General features: G+C 71.2%; 18 protein-coding genes and 1 pseudogene. 6 read left to right on the plus strand and 13 right to left on the minus strand.

Features of this window, described 5'->3' with window-relative positions:
- Positions 1 to 25: 25 nt before the first annotated feature.
- Positions 26 to 1,330: an aldolase/citrate lyase family protein gene (locus tag KWI83_RS11910; RefSeq protein ID WP_218514292.1), complete on the minus strand. Its 1,305-nt coding sequence runs from the start codon at positions 1,328 to 1,330 to the stop codon at positions 26 to 28.
- Positions 1,331 to 1,520: 190 nt separating this feature from the next.
- Here KWI83_RS11910 and KWI83_RS11915 point away from each other — a divergent pair, with 190 nt between their 5' ends.
- Complete coding sequence (locus KWI83_RS11915; protein ID WP_218514293.1) at positions 1,521 to 2,450, plus strand: endonuclease/exonuclease/phosphatase family protein; 930 nt, start codon at positions 1,521 to 1,523, stop codon at positions 2,448 to 2,450.
- A 56-nt stretch (positions 2,451 to 2,506) separates the two neighbouring features.
- Here the strand turns inward: KWI83_RS11915 and KWI83_RS11920 are convergent, their stop codons facing one another.
- The 4 genes from KWI83_RS11920 to KWI83_RS11935 form a co-directional block, all read right to left on the minus strand.
- Positions 2,507 to 3,469 (minus strand): electron transfer flavoprotein subunit alpha/FixB family protein, encoded by a 963-nt coding sequence (locus tag KWI83_RS11920; RefSeq protein ID WP_218514294.1) that lies wholly within the window; start codon positions 3,467 to 3,469, stop codon positions 2,507 to 2,509.
- A 61-nt stretch (positions 3,470 to 3,530) separates the two neighbouring features.
- Positions 3,531 to 4,316, minus strand: coding sequence for an electron transfer flavoprotein subunit beta/FixA family protein (locus KWI83_RS11925; protein ID WP_218514295.1), 786 nt, complete (start codon positions 4,314 to 4,316; stop codon positions 3,531 to 3,533).
- A gap of 208 nt (positions 4,317 to 4,524) precedes the next feature.
- A complete protein-coding gene (locus tag KWI83_RS11930; protein ID WP_218514296.1) occupies positions 4,525 to 5,043 on the minus strand; it encodes a flavin reductase family protein in 519 nt (172 codons plus the stop codon).
- Positions 5,044 to 5,230: 187 nt separating this feature from the next.
- Positions 5,231 to 5,683 carry a thioredoxin family protein gene (locus tag KWI83_RS11935; RefSeq protein WP_218514297.1) on the minus strand — a complete coding sequence of 151 codons (453 nt, stop codon included), beginning with the start codon at positions 5,681 to 5,683 and terminating at the stop codon, positions 5,231 to 5,233.
- A gap of 296 nt (positions 5,684 to 5,979) precedes the next feature.
- On the opposite strand from KWI83_RS11935, the gene KWI83_RS11940 reads away from it, so the two are divergent.
- A complete protein-coding gene (locus KWI83_RS11940) occupies positions 5,980 to 6,708 on the plus strand; it encodes a lysophospholipid acyltransferase family protein (protein ID WP_218514298.1) in 729 nt (242 codons plus the stop codon).
- 37 nt (positions 6,709 to 6,745) lie between these two features.
- Here KWI83_RS11940 and KWI83_RS11945 read toward each other — a convergent pair whose 3' ends face one another.
- From KWI83_RS11945 to KWI83_RS11960, 5 genes and pseudogenes are all read right to left on the minus strand, one after another.
- Entirely contained in the window at positions 6,746 to 7,447 is a 702-nt protein-coding gene (locus KWI83_RS11945; RefSeq protein ID WP_218514299.1) for a B3/4 domain-containing protein, read from the minus strand.
- A 13-nt stretch (positions 7,448 to 7,460) separates the two neighbouring features.
- A pseudogene (locus KWI83_RS38430) lies at positions 7,461 to 7,598 on the minus strand (transglutaminase); the annotation flags it as partial.
- A gap of 111 nt (positions 7,599 to 7,709) precedes the next feature.
- Positions 7,710 to 8,780: a low specificity L-threonine aldolase gene (locus KWI83_RS11950; protein ID WP_218514300.1), complete on the minus strand. Its 1,071-nt coding sequence runs from the start codon at positions 8,778 to 8,780 to the stop codon at positions 7,710 to 7,712.
- Positions 8,777 to 9,523 carry an SDR family NAD(P)-dependent oxidoreductase gene (locus KWI83_RS11955; RefSeq protein ID WP_218514301.1) on the minus strand — a complete coding sequence of 249 codons (747 nt, stop codon included), beginning with the start codon at positions 9,521 to 9,523 and terminating at the stop codon, positions 8,777 to 8,779. The genes KWI83_RS11950 and KWI83_RS11955 overlap by 4 nt, the downstream gene beginning before the upstream one ends.
- Positions 9,524 to 9,561: 38 nt before the next feature.
- Entirely contained in the window at positions 9,562 to 10,959 is a 1,398-nt protein-coding gene (locus KWI83_RS11960) for a DUF6421 family protein (protein ID WP_218514302.1), read from the minus strand.
- Between the two features lie 243 nt (positions 10,960 to 11,202).
- Between KWI83_RS11960 and KWI83_RS11965 the strand changes: the two genes are divergently transcribed.
- Positions 11,203 to 11,886, plus strand: a complete 684-nt coding sequence (locus tag KWI83_RS11965; RefSeq protein WP_218514303.1) for a glycerophosphodiester phosphodiesterase family protein — start codon at positions 11,203 to 11,205, stop codon at positions 11,884 to 11,886.
- A 3-nt stretch (positions 11,887 to 11,889) separates the two neighbouring features.
- Here the strand turns inward: KWI83_RS11965 and KWI83_RS11970 are convergent, their stop codons facing one another.
- A complete protein-coding gene (locus tag KWI83_RS11970) occupies positions 11,890 to 12,432 on the minus strand; it encodes a GNAT family N-acetyltransferase (protein WP_218514304.1) in 543 nt (180 codons plus the stop codon).
- A gap of 72 nt (positions 12,433 to 12,504) precedes the next feature.
- Here KWI83_RS11970 and KWI83_RS11975 point away from each other — a divergent pair, with 72 nt between their 5' ends.
- Positions 12,505 to 12,897 (plus strand): VOC family protein, encoded by a 393-nt coding sequence (locus tag KWI83_RS11975; protein ID WP_218514305.1) that lies wholly within the window; start codon positions 12,505 to 12,507, stop codon positions 12,895 to 12,897.
- Positions 12,898 to 12,904: 7 nt separating this feature from the next.
- Here the strand turns inward: KWI83_RS11975 and KWI83_RS11980 are convergent, their stop codons facing one another.
- Positions 12,905 to 13,819 (minus strand): GNAT family N-acetyltransferase, encoded by a 915-nt coding sequence (locus KWI83_RS11980; RefSeq protein WP_218514306.1) that lies wholly within the window; start codon positions 13,817 to 13,819, stop codon positions 12,905 to 12,907.
- A 166-nt stretch (positions 13,820 to 13,985) separates the two neighbouring features.
- Between KWI83_RS11980 and KWI83_RS11985 the strand changes: the two genes are divergently transcribed.
- Positions 13,986 to 14,750, plus strand: a complete 765-nt coding sequence (locus tag KWI83_RS11985; protein ID WP_218514307.1) for a VOC family protein — start codon at positions 13,986 to 13,988, stop codon at positions 14,748 to 14,750.
- Between the two features lie 88 nt (positions 14,751 to 14,838).
- Positions 14,839 to 15,891: an aldo/keto reductase gene (locus tag KWI83_RS11990; protein WP_218514308.1), complete on the plus strand. Its 1,053-nt coding sequence runs from the start codon at positions 14,839 to 14,841 to the stop codon at positions 15,889 to 15,891.
- A gap of 23 nt (positions 15,892 to 15,914) precedes the next feature.
- Here KWI83_RS11990 and KWI83_RS11995 read toward each other — a convergent pair whose 3' ends face one another.
- Positions 15,915 to 16,586: a MarR family transcriptional regulator gene (locus tag KWI83_RS11995; protein WP_218514528.1), complete on the minus strand. Its 672-nt coding sequence runs from the start codon at positions 16,584 to 16,586 to the stop codon at positions 15,915 to 15,917.
- Positions 16,587 to 16,795: the final 209 nt, after the last annotated feature.

Here is a 16,795-nt window from a genome sequence, read left to right on the forward strand (position 1 = left end):
GTGGCGCCTGTGACAGGCCCGCTGCCTACTTCGCGGACGCCGTCAGGTCGCCCCGCCGGGGCGCGGCGAAGCCTTCCAGGTCGGCGCGGGTGAGGCCGGTCAGCCGCGCGACCTCGGCGATGTCGAGGGCCCCGCAGTCCAGGCCGCGCAACAGGTAGCCGCTGAGGGCCTTGGCGGTGGCGGGCTCGTCCATGACGTCGCCACCGGCCCGGTTGGCGTAGCGGGCGAGGCGGGCCGCAGCCTGCTCGAAGCCCTCGCGGTAGAAGGCGAAGACGGCCGCGTACCGGGTGGGGATGTGGCCGGGGTGCATGTCCCAGCCCTGGTAGTAGGCGCGGGCCAGGGCGCGGCGGGTGAGGCCGTAGTGCAGGCGCCAGGCGTCGTGGACCTTCTGGGTCGGGCCGACGGGCAGGACGTTGGTCGAGCCGTCCGACACCCGTACACCGGTGCCCGCCGCCGCGACCTGCATGACCGCCTTGGCGTGGTCGGCGGCCGGGTGGTCGCTGGCCTGGTAGGCGGCGGAGACGCCGAGGCAGGCGCTGTAGTCGAAGGTGCCGTAGTGCAGCCCGGTGGCGCGGCCCTCGGCGGCCTGGATCATCCGGGCGACGGTGGCGGTGCCGTCGGCGGCGAGGATGGACTGGCTGGTCTCGATCTGGATCTCGAAGCCCAGCCGGCCGGGTTCCAGCGCGTGCGCCTTCTCGAAGGCGTCCAGCAGCCGGACCATGGCGCCGACTTGCTCCGGACAGGTCACCTTGGGCAGCGTGAGGACCAGCCCGTCGGGCAGGCCACCGGCCCGCATGAGGCCGGTGAGGAAGATGTCGAGGGTGCGGATGCCCCGGTCCCGTACCGGCGCCTCCATGCATTTCATGCGGATGCCCATGTACGGCGCCGCGGTCCCGTTCTCGTACGCCTGCGCGATCAGCCGGGCCGCGCGGGCGGCCGCCTCGTCCTCCTCGGCGTCCGGGCGGGGGCCGTAGCCGTCCTCGAAGTCGACGCGCAGGTCTTCGACGGGCTCGCGTTCCAGTTTGGCGCGCACGCGCGTGTACACGGGCTCGGCGAGGTCGTCGGCAAGCCCCAGGACGGCGGCGAAGGAGGCGGCGTCCGGGGCGTGTTCGTCGAGGGCGGCGAGTGCCTGGTCGCCCCAGGAGCGGATGGTGTCGGCGGCGAAGGCGTCACCGGGGACGTAGACGGTGTGGACGGGCTGGCGGGTGCCGGGGTCTCCGGGGTAGCGGCGCTCCAGTTCGGCGTCGACCGGCGCGAGGGAGGCGCTGATCTCCTCGCTGACCGTGCCCGCGAGGCTCGTCGCGACCTGCTCCTGCTGGCCCTGACCCATCCCACACCCTCCTATTTTCCGCTATGCGGAATCAACAATCCGTAGAACGAAGTTATCCGGGGACCTACCGCCTGGTCAACACCACTTCCTCACCGGGCCACCCCGGCCTTTCGGCATGTTCACGCTCATCTCATGGGGCGGTAGAACACTTCGTACACCGACTCCCTGGCCGCCCCATCGAAGGAGCACCGTGCCGAACCAGAGCCGAGTCACGCGCCGCCTGGGCCTGAAGACCGCGTTAGCCGCGGCGGCCGCCCTGCCCCTCTCCAGTACAGCACTGTCGTCGTCGGCCGCCTCGGCGGAGGAGACCGGCCTCGCACCGGCGGTGCGGCGCACCAGCCTCCGGCTGGAGACCATGTCCTTCAACCTCCGCTTCGCGAGCACCACCGAACCCCACAGCTGGGCCGTGCGCAGACCCGTGACGCGCGAGCTGCTGCGCCGCGAGCACCCGCATCTCATCGGCACCCAGGAGGGCCTCTACCAGCAGCTGCTGGACATCGAGTCCGACCTCGGCCCGCACCACGACTGGATCGGCACCGGCCGCGCGGGCGGCAGCCGCGACGAGTTCATGGCGATCTTCTACGACACCCGCCGCCTCGCCCCGCTCGCATACGACCACTTCTGGCTCTCCGACACCCCCGACGTGATCGGGTCGAACACCTGGGGCGGCGGCTCCATCCGCATGGTCACCTGGGTCCGCTTCCGGGATCTGCGGGACGACGGCCGGGAGTTCTACGTCCTCAACACCCACCTCGACAACCGCAGCCAGGACGCACGCGCGCGTGCCGCCGCGCTGATCGTGCAGCGGATCGCCGGGCTGGACCGCTCGCTGCCGCTGCTGGTGACCGGCGACTTCAACGTCGCCGCGCACAAGAACCCGGTCTACGACACGATGCTGGGCGCCGGGCTCGTCGACACCTGGGAGACGGCCGCCGAGCGCGGCCCGCACTACGCCACCTTCCACGGCTACCGGCCGCTGACCCCGAACGGCGACCGGATCGACTGGATCCTCGCCACGCCCGGCGTCACCGCACACCGGGCGTCCGTCAACACCTTCTCGGTGGACGGGCAGTTCCCGAGCGACCATCTGCCGGTGCAGGCCTCACTGACCCTGGGATGAGCCGAGGCCCCCGTGACCGGCGGCGGTCACGGGGGCCTCGTACGGCCTGCGGACGATCAGCCCTTGCGGGACTTGATCTCCTCGGTCAGCTGCGGGACGACGTCGAACAGGTCGCCGACGACGCCGTAGTCGACCAGCTCGAAGATCGGGGCCTCGGGGTCCTTGTTGACGGCCACGATGGTCTTCGAGGTCTGCATACCGGCGCGGTGCTGGATCGCGCCGGAGATGCCGGAGGCGATGTACAGCTGCGGCGAGACGGACTTGCCCGTCTGGCCGACCTGGTTGGTGTGCGGGTACCAGCCCGCGTCCACCGCGGCGCGCGACGCGCCGACGGCCGCGCCGAGCGAGTCGGCGAGCGCCTCGATCAGCGCGAAGTTCTCCGCACCGCCCACCCCGCGGCCGCCGGACACCACGATCGCGGCCTCGGTCAGCTCCGGACGGCCGGTCGACTCACGCGGCGTGCGCGAGATGACCTTGGTGCCGGTGGCCTTGTCGGAGAAGGTCACCGACAGCGCCTCGACGGCACCGGCGGCCGGCGCGGCCTCCACGGCGGCCGAGTTCGGCTTGACCGTGATGACCGGGGTGCCCTTGGTGACACGGGACTTGGTGGTGAAGGACGCGGCGAACACCGACTGCGTGGCCACCGGGCCCTCGTCACCGGCCTCCAGGTCGACGGCGTCGGTGATGATGCCGGAGCCGATGCGCAGCGCGAGGCGGGCGGCGATCTCCTTGCCCTCGGCGGAGGACGGCACCAGCACGGCGGCCGGGGAAACGGCCTCGTAGGCGGCCTGCAGGGCGTCCACCTTCGGGACGACCAGGTAGTCGGCGTACTCGGCGGCGTCGTGGGTGAGGACCTTCACCGCGCCGTGCTCGGCGAGCGTGGCGGCGGTGTCGGCGGCGCCGTTACCGAGGGCGACGGCGACGGGCTCGCCGATGCGGCGGGCCAGCGTCAGCAGCTCCAGGGTGGGCTTGCGGACGGCACCGTCCACGTGGTCGACGTAGACGAGAACTTCAGCCATGGGACTTCTTCTCTCCTGCTTGCGAAGTGTGCGGGGCGGTCGGCGAAGTCGAGCTCAGGGCTCAGATGAACTTCTGGCTCGCGAGGAACTCAGCGAGCTGCTTGCCGCCCTCGCCCTCGTCCTTGACGATCGTGCCGGCCGTGCGGGCCGGGCGCTCGGCCGCGGTGTCGACCGTGGTGCAGGCGCCGTCCAGGCCGACCTCTTCGGCCTCGATGTCGAGGTCGGACAGGTCCCAGGACTCCACCGGCTTCTTCTTGGCGGCCATGATGCCCTTGAAGGACGGGTAACGCGCCTCGCCCGACTGGTCGGTGACGGACACGACCGCCGGAAGCGAGGCCTGAAGCTGCTCCGAGGCGGCGTCGCCGTCGCGGCGGCCCTTGACCGTGCCGTCCTCGACGGAGACCTCGGAGAGCAGGGTGACCTGCGGGACGCCGAGACGCTCGGCGAGCAGCGCCGGTACGACGCCCATGGTGCCGTCGGTGGAGGCCATGCCGGAGATGACCAGGTCGTACCCGGCCTTCTCGATGGCCTTGGCCAGCACCAGGGAGGTGCCGATGGCGTCGGTGCCGTGCAGGTCGTCGTCCTCGACGTGGATCGCCTTGTCGGCGCCCATCGAAAGGGCCTTGCGCAGCGCGTCCTTGGCGTCCTCGGGGCCGACCGTCAGGACGGTGACCTCGGCGTCGTCGGCGTCCTCGGCGATCTGCAGCGCCTGCTCGACCGCGTACTCGTCGAGTTCGGAGAGCAGACCGTCCACGTCGTCCCGGTCGACGGTCAGGTCATCGGCGAAGTGCCGGTCGCCAGTGGCGTCGGGCACGTACTTCACAGTGACAACGATCCTCAAGCTCACGCCGGCTCTCCTACTGCATCGTCAATTTCAGGCTGCCTTCTTGCAGGCAGCATAGGCGCCTCTAGCGGCCGATCCCGGTCGGGGCGACCCGCGCTCCGAACGAGATATTACTCGTCAGTACACCCAGTTCATGCCCGCTAAGCAAGCGCTTTGAACTGTGACCTTCGCAACGCAGCGTAACCGGAACTGGACGATTCCGCAGGTGCGCTCAGTCGCGCAACGCGGTGAAGCGTCCCTGGTGGTACAGCAGCGGCCGGCCCACGCCGGCCGGGTCGCCGTCGACGACCTCCGCGAGTACGAGGCGGTGATCACCCGCGGGCACGCGCGCGTGCACCTTGCACACCAGCCAGGCCAGTACGCCGTCGAGCAGGGGAACGCCTTCGGGACCCTCGCGCCAGACGGTGGGCGCGCCGAACCGGTCGGCGCCGCTGCGCGCGAAGGTGGCCGCCAGTTCCTGTTGATGCTCGCCGAGCACGTGCACGCCGACATGGTCGGCCCCGGAGATCGCCGCCCAACTGGACGACCCCGTGCCTATCCCGAAAGAGAGCAGCGGCGGTTCGGCGGAGACCGAGGTGAGGGAGGTGGCGGTGAAGCCGACGGGGCCGGTGTCACCCCGCGCCGTGATCACCGCCACGCCGGCCGCGTGCCGCCGGAAGACGGCGCGGAACAGGTCGGGCGCGGCGGTCGACGGAGAGGTGGGAACGGCAAGGTCGGGGGTGGCCGTCATGGAGTTGACCTTCTGCGGGAGACGACGAGCGGATCCTGGGCTGTTCAGCAGCCCGGACAGCGCGCGCTCGCGGTGCGGACGAGGTCGACGTGAACCCGGCCGAAGAGAAGGACGTCCGAAGGCATACGGTCAGGCTGACGATAGATGCCGCGCACAGTCAAGTTCGTCCCGGAATCCGGTCTGCGCCTCAGGACCCGGAGCCCTGGATGCGGACCGCCTGTCCCAGCGCGGCGATCACGTCGGCCTTGCGCGGCTGTCCCGCGGCCCGCCGCACGACCCGGCCGTCGGCGTCCAGCACCAGCACGGTCGGGGTCTTGACGATGTCGAGTGCGCGTACGAGAGGCAGATGGGCCTCGGCGTCGATCTCGACGTGGGTGACACCGGGGACGAGGCCGGCCACCTCGCCGAGGATGCGCCGGGTGGCCCGGCAGGGCGCGCAGAAGGCGCTGGAGAACTGCACCAGTGTGGCGCGTTCACCGAGGTCGGCCCCCAGTTCGGCCGCACCGAGCCGCTTGTCCCCGTCACGCACGCGCACACACCACCCCGGCCTGTCACAACTCCCGTCCTGCCCGGCACAAGCGTTCACGAGACCGCAAAGATTCCCGCCTGGAGCCTTTTCGCTGCGGAATCCTGGGTTCATGGACATGACCGGGCCGGGCTCGTCGCCGCCCTCCTCGACGGGGCGTTGGGGTTCCGTGTGGCGTGCGAATTTTACGGGCTCGCCCAGCAGGTCACCGTACGCACGGAGTAAAGACGCCGTAAAAGCACGAGGTGGACCTACGCGCGGACGTGACGAGGATCTCGCCTCGGTCGGGAACCAGGACTGGCTCCCCGCACGTTCTTGGGGCACGATCTGCGAGTGTCGTAACCTACGGCTGCGTAACTTGTCCGCCGGGAGTCCCTTCCCAGGCAGAGCAGGAAGGGTCCACCCCGCCCATGGCAGAACTCGTCTACCGCCCCGTCGTCGGTCTCGCGCTGACCATGTTCAAGGTCTGGGACCTGAAGATCGACTGCAAGGGGTCGGAGAACATCCCGCGCTCGGGCGGCGCCGTGCTGGTGAGCAATCACATCAGCTATCTGGACTTCATCTTCAACGGCCTGGCGGCGCTCCCCCAGAAGCGCCTGGTGCGTTTCATGGCGAAGGAGTCCGTCTTCCGGCACCGGGTCTCCGGTCCGCTGATGCGTGGCATGCGGCACATCCCGGTGGACCGCAAGCAGGGTGAGGCGGCCTACCAGCACGCCCTGGACTCGCTGCGCTCGGGTGAGATCGTCGGCGTGTTCCCGGAGGCCACGATCTCGCAGTCGTTCACCCTGAAGAGCTTCAAGTCGGGTGCGGCGCGCATGGCCCAGGAGGCGGGCGTGCCGCTGATCCCGATGGCGGTGTGGGGCACACAGCGGCTGTGGACCAAGGGCCACCCGCGCAACTTCAAGCGCAGCCACATCCCGGTCACGATCCGGGTCGGCGAGGCCCTCGACGCCCCCCGCGACCAGTACGCGGGCGCGATCACCCGCCGCCTGCGCGAGCGCGTCCAGGACCTGCTGGACGCGGCGCAGCGCGCCTACCCCGGACGCCCTCGCGGCACGGACGACACCTGGTGGCTCCCCGCCCACCTCGGCGGCACGGCCCCCACCCCGGAACAGGTCCGCGAGGCCGACTCCCGCTGACGCACAGCGGCGGGACGGCCCAGACGGACCGGGCGGCTCAGCTCGCGGACTGCGGGGCGTGCACCGTGATCCGGGCGCCGGGGCTGAACTTCTCCAGGAGGGCGGCGAGTTCGGCGGCCGCCTCCTCTGCCTCGGCGACCGGCAGCGGGGCCATGGCCTCCAGCAGGAAGATGCCCGAGACGGTCTCCTCGGTGAGCCGGGTGCGTGGGCCCTGGCGCCAGTTCCAGCGACGGCAGGTGACCCCGGCCTCGTCGCGCCACACCACCTCGCCGGGGTCGGGGTGCTCCACGACCTCCTCGCCGCCGGCGACGGTCACGAAATCCTCGTCGCCGGTGGCCCGCACCAGGCGCATCCCTCCCTCGATGCGGCCGATGTCCTCGCCGCCGACCGGGATCAGATGGGCGACGCTGATGGCGTTGTAGACGTCGACGAGGACGTTGATCCGGGGCAGACCGGCATCCGTGAGAGCCCGCTTGGCCAGCGCCTCCGCCGAGTTGCGGGTGCGCGACGGCTTCGATCCGAACGCCGTGTACACCTCGCGCCAGGCGGCCATGTGCGGATCCTCGTGCGGGGCGCGCCCGTCCAGGCGCACGGCGAGACGGCGGGCCGCGTCGTCGAGGAGGGCCGAACTGTCGCCGGTGCTGGGGCCGTTGACGAGTCCGTGCGCCTCGACGGCGACGTAGGTGAAGCCGGGTGCGAGTGCGCGCACCTCGTCGGACACGGTCAGCGTGAAGGTCATGGTCCGCCTTGCCTCAGAGTGCGGTGGGAAGGTGCTGCCAGAGGTACGGCCGGTCGGGGGCCGCCTTGAGGGCCTCCAGCACCCCTGGATGCGGTGCAGCATACAGGACCGGAGAGTCCAGTTCATTGGACTTCAGGTCGGGCGTGAAGGCCGGGTGACGTGGAGATCGCCGGAGTCCCGGGAGTGCGGCAGAGCACAGAAACGCGACCACCCGAGCGTCAATGACGTTTCAGGTGATCGCACATCTATGCACAACGCGGGCTTACCGCGCCATCTCCTCCTTGAGCGCCGCGACGAACGCGTCCACGTCCTCCTCCGTGGTGTCGAAGGAGCACATCCAGCGCACATCACCGGCGGCCTCGTCCCAGAAGTAGAAACGGAACCGCTTCTGCAGCCGCTCGCTCACGTCGTGCGGCAGCCGCGCGAAGACCGCGTTGGCCTGCACCGGGTGGAGCAGCTCGACGCCGTGCACGGCCCGTACGCCCTCGGCGAGCCGCTGGGCCATCTCGTTGGAGTGGCGGGCGTTGCGCAGCCACAGGTCCCTGGCGAGCAGGGCCTCCAACTGCACCGACACGAAGCGCATCTTGGAGGCGAGCTGCATGGACAGCTTGCGCAGATGCTTCATATGGCGGACGGCGTCCTGGTTGACGACCACGACCGCCTCACCGAACAGGGCGCCGTTCTTGGTGCCGCCCAGGGAGAGGATGTCGACGCCGGCCGCGTTGGTGAAGGTCCGCATCGGGACGTCCAGGGAGGCGGCCGCGTTGGCGATGCGGGAGCCGTCCAGGTGGACCTTCATCCCGTGCGCGTGGGCGTGCTCGCAGATCGCCCGGATCTCGTCCGGCGTGTAGACCGTGCCCAGCTCGGTGGCCTGGGCTATGGAGACGACCTGCGGCATCGCCCGGTGCTCGTCGTCCCAGCCGTACGCCTGCCGGTCGATCAGCTCGGGCGTGAGCTTGCCGTCGGGCGTGGGAACGGTGAGCAGCTTCAGCCCGCCGACCCGCTCCGGCGCCCCGCACTCGTCGACGTTGATGTGCGCGCTCTCGGCGCAGATCACCGCGCCCCAGCGGTCGGTGACCGCCTGCAGGGCGACGACGTTGGCGCCGGTGCCGTTGAACACCGGGAACGCCTCCGCAGTGGCACCGAAGTGGCTGCGGATGATCCGCTGGAGGTTCTCGGTGTACGCGTCCTCGCCGTACGCGACCTGGTGCCCGCCGTTGGCCAGGGCCAGGGCGGCGAGCACCTCCGGGTGGGCCCCGGCGTAGTTGTCACTGGCGAAACCGCGGACCTCGGGGTCGTGCTGGCGACGCGCGTCGGTCTTCGGGGGGTTCACGGCTTCTCGGTCAGCCACAGACGTTGTCCGTTCACTTCGGCGGCGGGCTTGTCCCAGACACCGGCGATCGCCTCCGCCAGGTCCTTGACGTCGGTGAAGCCCGCGAACTTCGCGTTGGGTCGCTCGGCGCGCATGGCGTCGTGCACCAGTGCCTTCACCACCAGGATCGCAGCCGCGGCCTTCGGCCCCTGCTCGCCCCCGGCCTTGGCGAAGTAGTCGGCCAGGGCCAGCGTCCAGGCCTCGGCGGCGGCCTTGGCGGCGGCGTACGCGGCGTTGCCCGCGGTGGGCCTGCTGGCGCCGGCGGCGCTGATCAGGAGATACCGGCCGCGGTCGCTGCGCTGCAGCGCCTCGTGGAAGGCGAGGGAGGTGTGCTGGACGGTGCGGATGAGCAGCAACTCCAGCAGGTCCCAGTCGTCGAGCCGGGTCTTGGTGAAGGTCTCGCTGCCGCGCCAGCCGCCGACGAGGTGGACCAGGCCGTCGACGCGGCCGAAGTCCTTTTCGATGCGGACCGCCCAGTCCTGGGCGGCCTGCCGGTCGAGCAGGTCGACCGTGTCGCCGACGACGGTGGCACCGCCGTGCGCGTACCTGGCCGTGTCCACGGCCTCCGCCAGTCGCTCCGGGTCGTTGTCGGAGCCGACGACGGTCGCGCCCGCCTCGGCCAGCCGCAGCAGCGTCGCCCGGCCGGCGGGTCCACCCGCGCCGGCCACCGCGATCACCGCACCGCTGAGAGCCCCGTTCCCCATGGTCTTCGCCTCCTGAGCAGTGTTCTGGACGTGATCGCTCACGCGGCGACCCGCTCGGCGCTGTCCGCCGTGATGCCCCGGGTCGAGGCAATCACCTTCTTGAGTTTCTTGGACAGCGCTTCATAGAACATGCTCAGCGGAAATTCGTCGGGAAGCACGTCATCGACGAGCTTGCGCGGCGGCTGGGTCAGGTCCAGGGCGTCCGGGCCCTTGGCCCACTTGGAGCCCGGGTGCGGGGCGAGGTAGGTGGAGACCAGCTCGTACCCGGCGAACCAGTGCACGAGCTTGGGGCGGTCGATGCCGTCCCGGTAGAGCTTCTCGATCTCGGCGCACAGCTGGTTGGTGACCTGCGGCGCGCGCTCCCAGTCGATGGACAGCTTGTTGTCGGTCCACCGGACGACATCGTGCTGGTGCAGGTAGGCGAAGAGCAGCTGGCCGCCGAGGCCGTCGTAGTTGCGCACCCGCTCGCCGGTCACCGGGAAGCGGAACATCCGGTCGAACAGCACCGCGTACTGCACGTCACGGGCCTGCGGAACGCCCTCGCCGGCCAGCTTCACGGCCTCCTTGAAGGCGGTGAGGTCGCAGCGCAGCTCCTCCAGGCCGTACATCCAGAACGGCTGGCGCTGCTTGATCATGAACGGGTCGAACGGCAGGTCACCGTGGCTGTGGGTGCGGTCGTGGACCATGTCCCAGAGCACGAAGGCCTCTTCGCAGCGCTTCTGGTCATGGACCATGGCGGCGATGTCCTCGGGCAGGTCGAGGCCCAGGATGTCGACGGCGGCCTCGGTGACCCGGCGGAAGCGGGCGGCCTCGCGGTCGCAGAAGATGCCGCCCCAGGAGAACCGTTCCGGGGCCTGGCGCACGGCGATGGTCTCGGGGAAGAGGACGGCGGAGTTGGTGTCGTACCCGGCCGTGAAGTCCTCGAACGTGATGCCGCAGAACAGCGGGTTGTCGTAGCGGGTGCGCTCCAGCTCGGCCAGCCAGTCCGGCCAGACCATGCGCAGCACGACCGCTTCGAGGTTGCGGTCCGGGTTGCCGTTCTGCGTGTACATCGGGAAGACGACCAGGTGCTGCAGGCCGTCCTGCCGGTTGGCGGCGGGCTGGAAGGCGAGCAGCGAGTCCAGGAAGTCGGGCACCTTGAAGCCGTCGCCGGCCCAGCGGCGCAGGTCCTGCACGAGGGCCCGGTGGTAGGCGGCGTCGTGGGGCAGGAGCGGGGACAGCTCCTCGACGGCGTCGACGACACGCCGTACGGCGCGCTCGGCCTCCGCCGGGTCGGGGGCGCCGTCGGCCTCGAAGTCGATGGATCCGTCCTTGGACTGCCATGGCCGGATCTGCTCCACGGCATCCTTGAGCACGGGCCACGCCGGGTGCTCGACCACCCTGGTCACGGAAGGAACCTTCCTCTCGGAGCCCACCTGCACAAGAATTTCCGTCATGTCCCATCCTCCACGGGAGAACCTCGCGTAAGGAGACCGTATACACAGCAGGTTTCTCCCAGCAAGGGGGCCCTCGGGAAATTATTCTGCCTCGCCCCCACCTTCACCGCACTTTTTCCTGTGGGACACGGCGAACTCGGAGGCACATCGCCCCGTCGTCACCCTCGGCCCGGCCCCAGGCGATACGGTCCAGGAGGGCCGCGAGGCCTGAACCCGCCGCCGTCGACGGAAGCGAGTCGAACCTTGAACTTCCTCACCATCGGTCACCGCGGAGTCATGGGCGTGGAGCCCGAGAACACCCTCCGGTCCTTCACCGCCGCCGAGGAGGCCGGTCTCGACGCGATCGAACTCGACCTCCGTCTGAGCAGGGACGGCGCCCTCGTCGTCATGCACGACACCGACGTGGACCGTACGACGGACGGCTCGGGGCCGGTCGCCGAGCAGACCCTCGCCGAGCTGCGCGCCCTGGACGCGGGCCGGGGCGAGCGGGTCCCGGTGTTCGAGGAGGTCCTGGCGGCGGTCCGGGCGCCGCTGCAGGCGGAGATCAAGGACGTGCGGGCGGCGCGGGCGCTGGCCGAGGTGATGCGGGAGCGGGATCTGGCCGACCGGGTCGAGGTGTCCTCGTTCCACGACGAGGCGATCGCCGAGATCGCCCGGCTGGTGCCCGGCGTCCGCACCGCGCTGATCGCGAGCCGGTACGGCACGGACGTCGTGGAGCGCGCCGTCGAGGCCAGTGCGGCGACCGTCTGCCTCAACATCCGCGGGCTCACCCTGGAGATCGTGGAGCACGCGCGCGAGGCGGGCCTCAGGATCATCGGCTGGGTGGTGAACACGCAGGAGCACCTGCGTCTCGTACGAGCGCTGGACCTGGACGGCGCGACGACCGACTACCCGGAGACCAAGCGCACCGCCCGGTTCACGGCGTAGGCGCTACGCAAACTTCTTGACGAGCAGTTCGAACTGCAGGTCGTCGCGCTGCGGAATGCCGTACCGCTCGTCGCCGTACGGGAACGGGGTCATCCGTCCCGTACGGCGGTAGCCGCGCCGCTCGTACCAGGCGACGAGGTCCTCGCGTGCGGAGATCACGGTCATGTGCATCTCCTTGGCGCCCCAGGTCTCGCGGACCTGCCGCTCCGCCTCCGCGAGGATGACCTTGCCGAGGCCGGAGCCCTGGAACCGGGGGCTCACCGCGAACATGCCGAAGTAGGCGTGCTCGCCACGGTGTTCGAGCTGGCAGCAGGCGACGACGGTGCCGTCCCGCTCCACCGTCAGCAGCCTGCTGTCCGGCGCCTTGATGACCGCCAGCACGCCCTCGGGATCGGTCCGCTGCCCCTGCAGGATGTCCGCCTCGGTGGTCCACCCGGCCCGGCTGGAGTCGCCCCGGTAGGCGGACTCGATCAGTGCGACCAGCGTGTCCACGTCGGCGTCGGTGGCGTCGCGGAAGGTCAGTGAGTGGGTGGTGGCGCTGTCCATCAGGTTCCCTCCGCATGGTCCGGCGTGGCTCGGGCATCGACGAGCGTAGCGCCACGACTAGGCTCCGGGTGCATGGTGCATGTACTGAGCGGCCGGATCCTGCTGCGCCCCACCGACCCCGAGCGGTCCCGTCTCTTCTACGGCGAGCAGCTGGGCCTCGCCGTCTACCGCGAGTTCGGCACGGGGCCGGACCGCGGCACCGTCTACTTCATCGGCGGCGGTCACCTGGAACTCTCCGGCCGCTCCGAGACGCCGCCGTCCCCGGCCGTCCGGCTGTGGCTGCAGGTCGCGGACGTGTCCGCCGCGCACGACGAACTGCGGGGCAAGGGCGTGGAGATCGTACGGCCGCCGGTCCGCGAGCCATGGGGACTGATCGAGATGTGGATCGCGGACCCGGACGGCGTGCCGATCGTGCTGGTGGAGGTCCCGGCGGATCATCCCATCCGGTACCGGCCGGGCACCTGAGGACCCCTCAGGCCGGGCGGTGCTCCCAGCCGCGGTCGGTGCGGGTCAGCTCCCGGAAACCCGTCCCGGTGAGCCGGTCGATCGCGGTACGGTCCTCGGCCGCCTCGTACGCCAGGACACGGTCCGCGCCGCACAGGCGCAGCCAGTCGGCGGCCTGGGCGAGCAAGCGGCGCTCCCAGCCCTCCGCCCGGCGGGACGGCTCGACGTACAGGTTGCCGACGTCCGCGAGCCCGCCCGCCCGGACGTGCCGTTCGGGCCGGGCAAGCGCCGTGTCCACCTCCGCGAAACCGACGGCGTGCCCGTCCTCGTACGCCGTCCAGCGGGTGCCGCACTCCCCGAGCGTGCGCTCGTACGTCACCCCAGGCCGGGTCTCCGGCCTGGGAAGGTCGGCGACGCGGGCGATGAGCAGCACCTCCGTGCCGCCGACGTGGCGGAACCCGGCGCGCTCGTAGACGGACCGGACGTGCGGCCAGGGGCGAGGCAGCCCGTACACGGCCGGGGCCGGGAGCGTGCCGTCGGCGTACCGCACCCGTACCTGCCAACGGGCCAGCTGGGCGAGGCACCCCTGCATGAGCAGGCCGGCGGCCCGCTCGGTGTCCGGCCGGAACGAGGCCGCAGGGGCGCACACGAACCAGCGGATCTCACCGGCGTCGCGGTAGTGCTCGCCGACCTCGGCGTCGGCGCGGTAGCGCAGCAGATGGGCGGCCGCGACCAGGGAGCGACGCTGCTCGGCGACGAGGGTGACCCGCTCACACACCCATGGGTCGGTGATGAACTCGTCCGGCTCCCGCTCCAGCGCGCTGAGCACGGTGTTGACGGAGACGGAGACACCGGGGACGACGGCGGCGACATGCGCGTTGACCAGTTCGGTGAGCTGGTCGCGGTCGTCGCGGCGGAAGGGGCGCACCTGGGGCGCGGACATGCAAAACCTCCGGGCAGGGGGAATCGTCTGGAGGCCGCCACGCGGTGCGGTACGGGGGTGATCGTACGTCGGCGGCGGCGCGGGCGCGAGAAGGTTGCCGGATGGCCGCTGTCAGTGGGCGGGGCTAGCGTGCAGGTGGAGGTTCTCGCTGCGGAAGGAACGTCGGATGAAGCTCGACAAGCCGGTGGTCGGCGGTCCCTGCTGGGTCGAACTGGGCACGACTGACCTGGACGGGGCCAAGCGGTTCTACGCCGAGCTGTTCGGCTGGCGGTCCGAGACGGACCCGCGCCAGGAGGCGGGCGGTTACACGGTCGCGCACCTGGGCGACGCGGCGGTGGCCGCGCTGACACCGCTGTACCAGGAGGGGCAGCCGGTCGCGTGGACCGTGTCGTTCGCCGTCCGGGACGCCGACGAGACCGCGCGGCAGATCACCGCGGCCGGTGGGACGGTGCTGATGGGCCCGATGGACGTGTTCGACATGGGCCGCTTCGCGGTGGCCGCCGACCCGTCCGGCGCCGCGTTCACGCTGTGGCAGCCACGGGCCTTCGAGGGCGCCGGACTGTTCAACGCGCCCGGCGCGCTGGGCTGGGTGGAACTGCTCACCCGGGAGCCCGCACGCGCCCGGGACTTCTACACGACCGTCTTCGGCTGGACCGTCAACGCCTCGGAGCACTACGCCCAGTGGGGAATCGCCGGCCAGGACTTCGGCGGCCTGATGACCATGGACGACAAGTTCCCGCACGAGGTGCCGCCGCACTGGCTGCCGTACTTCGCGGTGGCCGACGTCGACGCCACCGCCGCGACGGCGATCGGTTCGGGCGGCACGGCCCTGATGGAGCCCACCTCCCTGCCGGACGGTCCGCGCATCGCCGTGCTGCGTGACCCGCAGGGTGCCATGTTCGGTGTCTACCTGGCGGGTGACGAGGGGTGAGCCGCGGCACGGCGGTTTGCGCTGGAGCGCGCTCCAGCTCCTGGCGTCGTCCGCACGACCTGCCCGACGTCCCGAAGGGGAACGCACCGTGCGTTACACACTGTTCGGCAAGACCGGTCTGCGCGTGAGTGAGCTGTGTCTCGGCGCGATGACCATCGGCGACGACTGGGGCTGGGGCGCCGACCAGGACACCAGCGAGCGGATCGTGAACGCCTACGCGGACGCGGGCGGCAACTTCATCGACACCGCCAACATCTACACGGACGGCAGCTCGGAGCGCATCCTGGGCGGCCTGCTCCAGGGGCGGCGCGACGCGTTCGTGCTGGCCAGCAAGTACACGTGCGGTATCCGCGACGGTGACGTCAACGCCGCGGGCAACCACCGCAAGAACCTGGTGCAGTCGGTGGAGGCCAGCCTGGAGCGGCTGCGCACCGACCGGCTCGACGTGCTGTGGGTGCACGCGCGGGACAACTTCACCCCGGTCCAGGAGGTGATGCGGGCGCTGGACGACCTGGTACGGACCGGGAAGGTGCTGTACGTCGGTGTCTCCGACTGGCCCGCCTGGGAGATCGCACAGGCCAACACGCTGGCCGAGCTGCGGGGCTGGACGGCGTTCGCGGGGTCGCAGCTGCTGTACAACCTGCTGGAACGGACGCCCGAGCGTGAACTGCTGCCGCAGGCGCGGGCCTTCGACCTGGCCGTGCCGGCATGGGGGCCGCTCGCGTCCGGGAAGCTCACCGGGAAGTACCGGCGCGGCGAGGCAGGGCGGCTGGACGTCACGGGCGGCACGGTCGACGCGCGCGAGGAGGCCGTCGTGACGGCGGTTCTTCAGATCGCCGAGCAGGGCGGCTGGAGCCCGGCGCAGGTGGCGCTGGCGTGGCTGCTCGGGCGGCCCGGCACCATCGTCCCCATCATCGCCGCCACCAAGGAGGGCCAGCTCGCCGACAATCTCGGGGCGGTCGACGTCCGGCTCGACGCGGACGCCGTCGCCCGCCTCGACGAGGTGAGCGCGCTGCCGCTGGGCTTCCCGCACGACTTCGTCCGGGAGCCGGGCATCACCCGGAACATCTACGGCGACCGCTGGACGGAGATCGACGACCGGCGCTCCACGCACCGGCGGACGGTGCACGACGTGCTGTGACGTCGCGGGGCGTCGAGGGATGCTCACCCCCGCAGCGCCCCCAGGCGCCCCTCCAGCTGGACGAGCAACTCCCCCAGCAGGGCGGCGAGTTCACCCTGCTGCGGCGCGTCGAGTCCGGACAGTACGGCACCCTCGTAGGTGAGCTGCTCCGGCAGGACGGCGTCGACGAGGTCCCGTCCGGCGTCCGTGAGCCGGACGTGGGCGACACGGCGGTCACGGTCGTCCCCGCGCCGCTCGACCAGGGCCCGTTCGGTGAGCTGCTTGAGGCGTTTGGTGACGGCGGCACCGGAGGAGAAGGTCTCCCGGGCAAGTTCGCTGGGGGTCAGCTCGTGCCCGGTCCGGCGCAGCGCGGCGAGCAGGTCGAACTCCGGCCGACTGAGCCCGGCCCGCCGCAGCGGGGCGTCCTCGGCCTGCTGGAGGAGGGCGGCACAGCGGTTGACCCGGCCGATGATCTCCATGGGACCGGTGTCGAGATCGGGGTGCACGGCCTGCCACTGACTGACGACGGCGGCGACGGTGTCAGGACGGCCGGTGGCGCCGGGGCGGGCGGTGCCGCTGGTGGCCGACGTGCCGGTGGTGGCCGACGAGCGGGTGGTGGCCGACGAGCGGGTGGTGGCCGACGTGCCGCTGGAGGCGCCCGCGTCGCGGCGCTGACCCGCACCGCCGGTCGGATCCGTGCCGCCACGGCGACCCACCCCGCCGGTCGAATCCACGTCACCGCGCTGACCCGCACCGCCAGCCGGATCCATGCCGCCACGGCGACCCACCCCGCCGGTCGAATCCACGTCACCGCGCTGACCCGCACCGCCAGCCGGATCCATGCCGCCACGGCGACCCACCCCGCCCGTCGGATCCACGTCACCGCGCTGACCCGCACCGCCAGCCGGATCCATGCCGCCACGGC

The organism is Streptomyces sp. TRM70350, assembly GCF_019219825.1.
GTDB lineage: Bacteria > Actinomycetota > Actinomycetes > Streptomycetales > Streptomycetaceae > Streptomyces.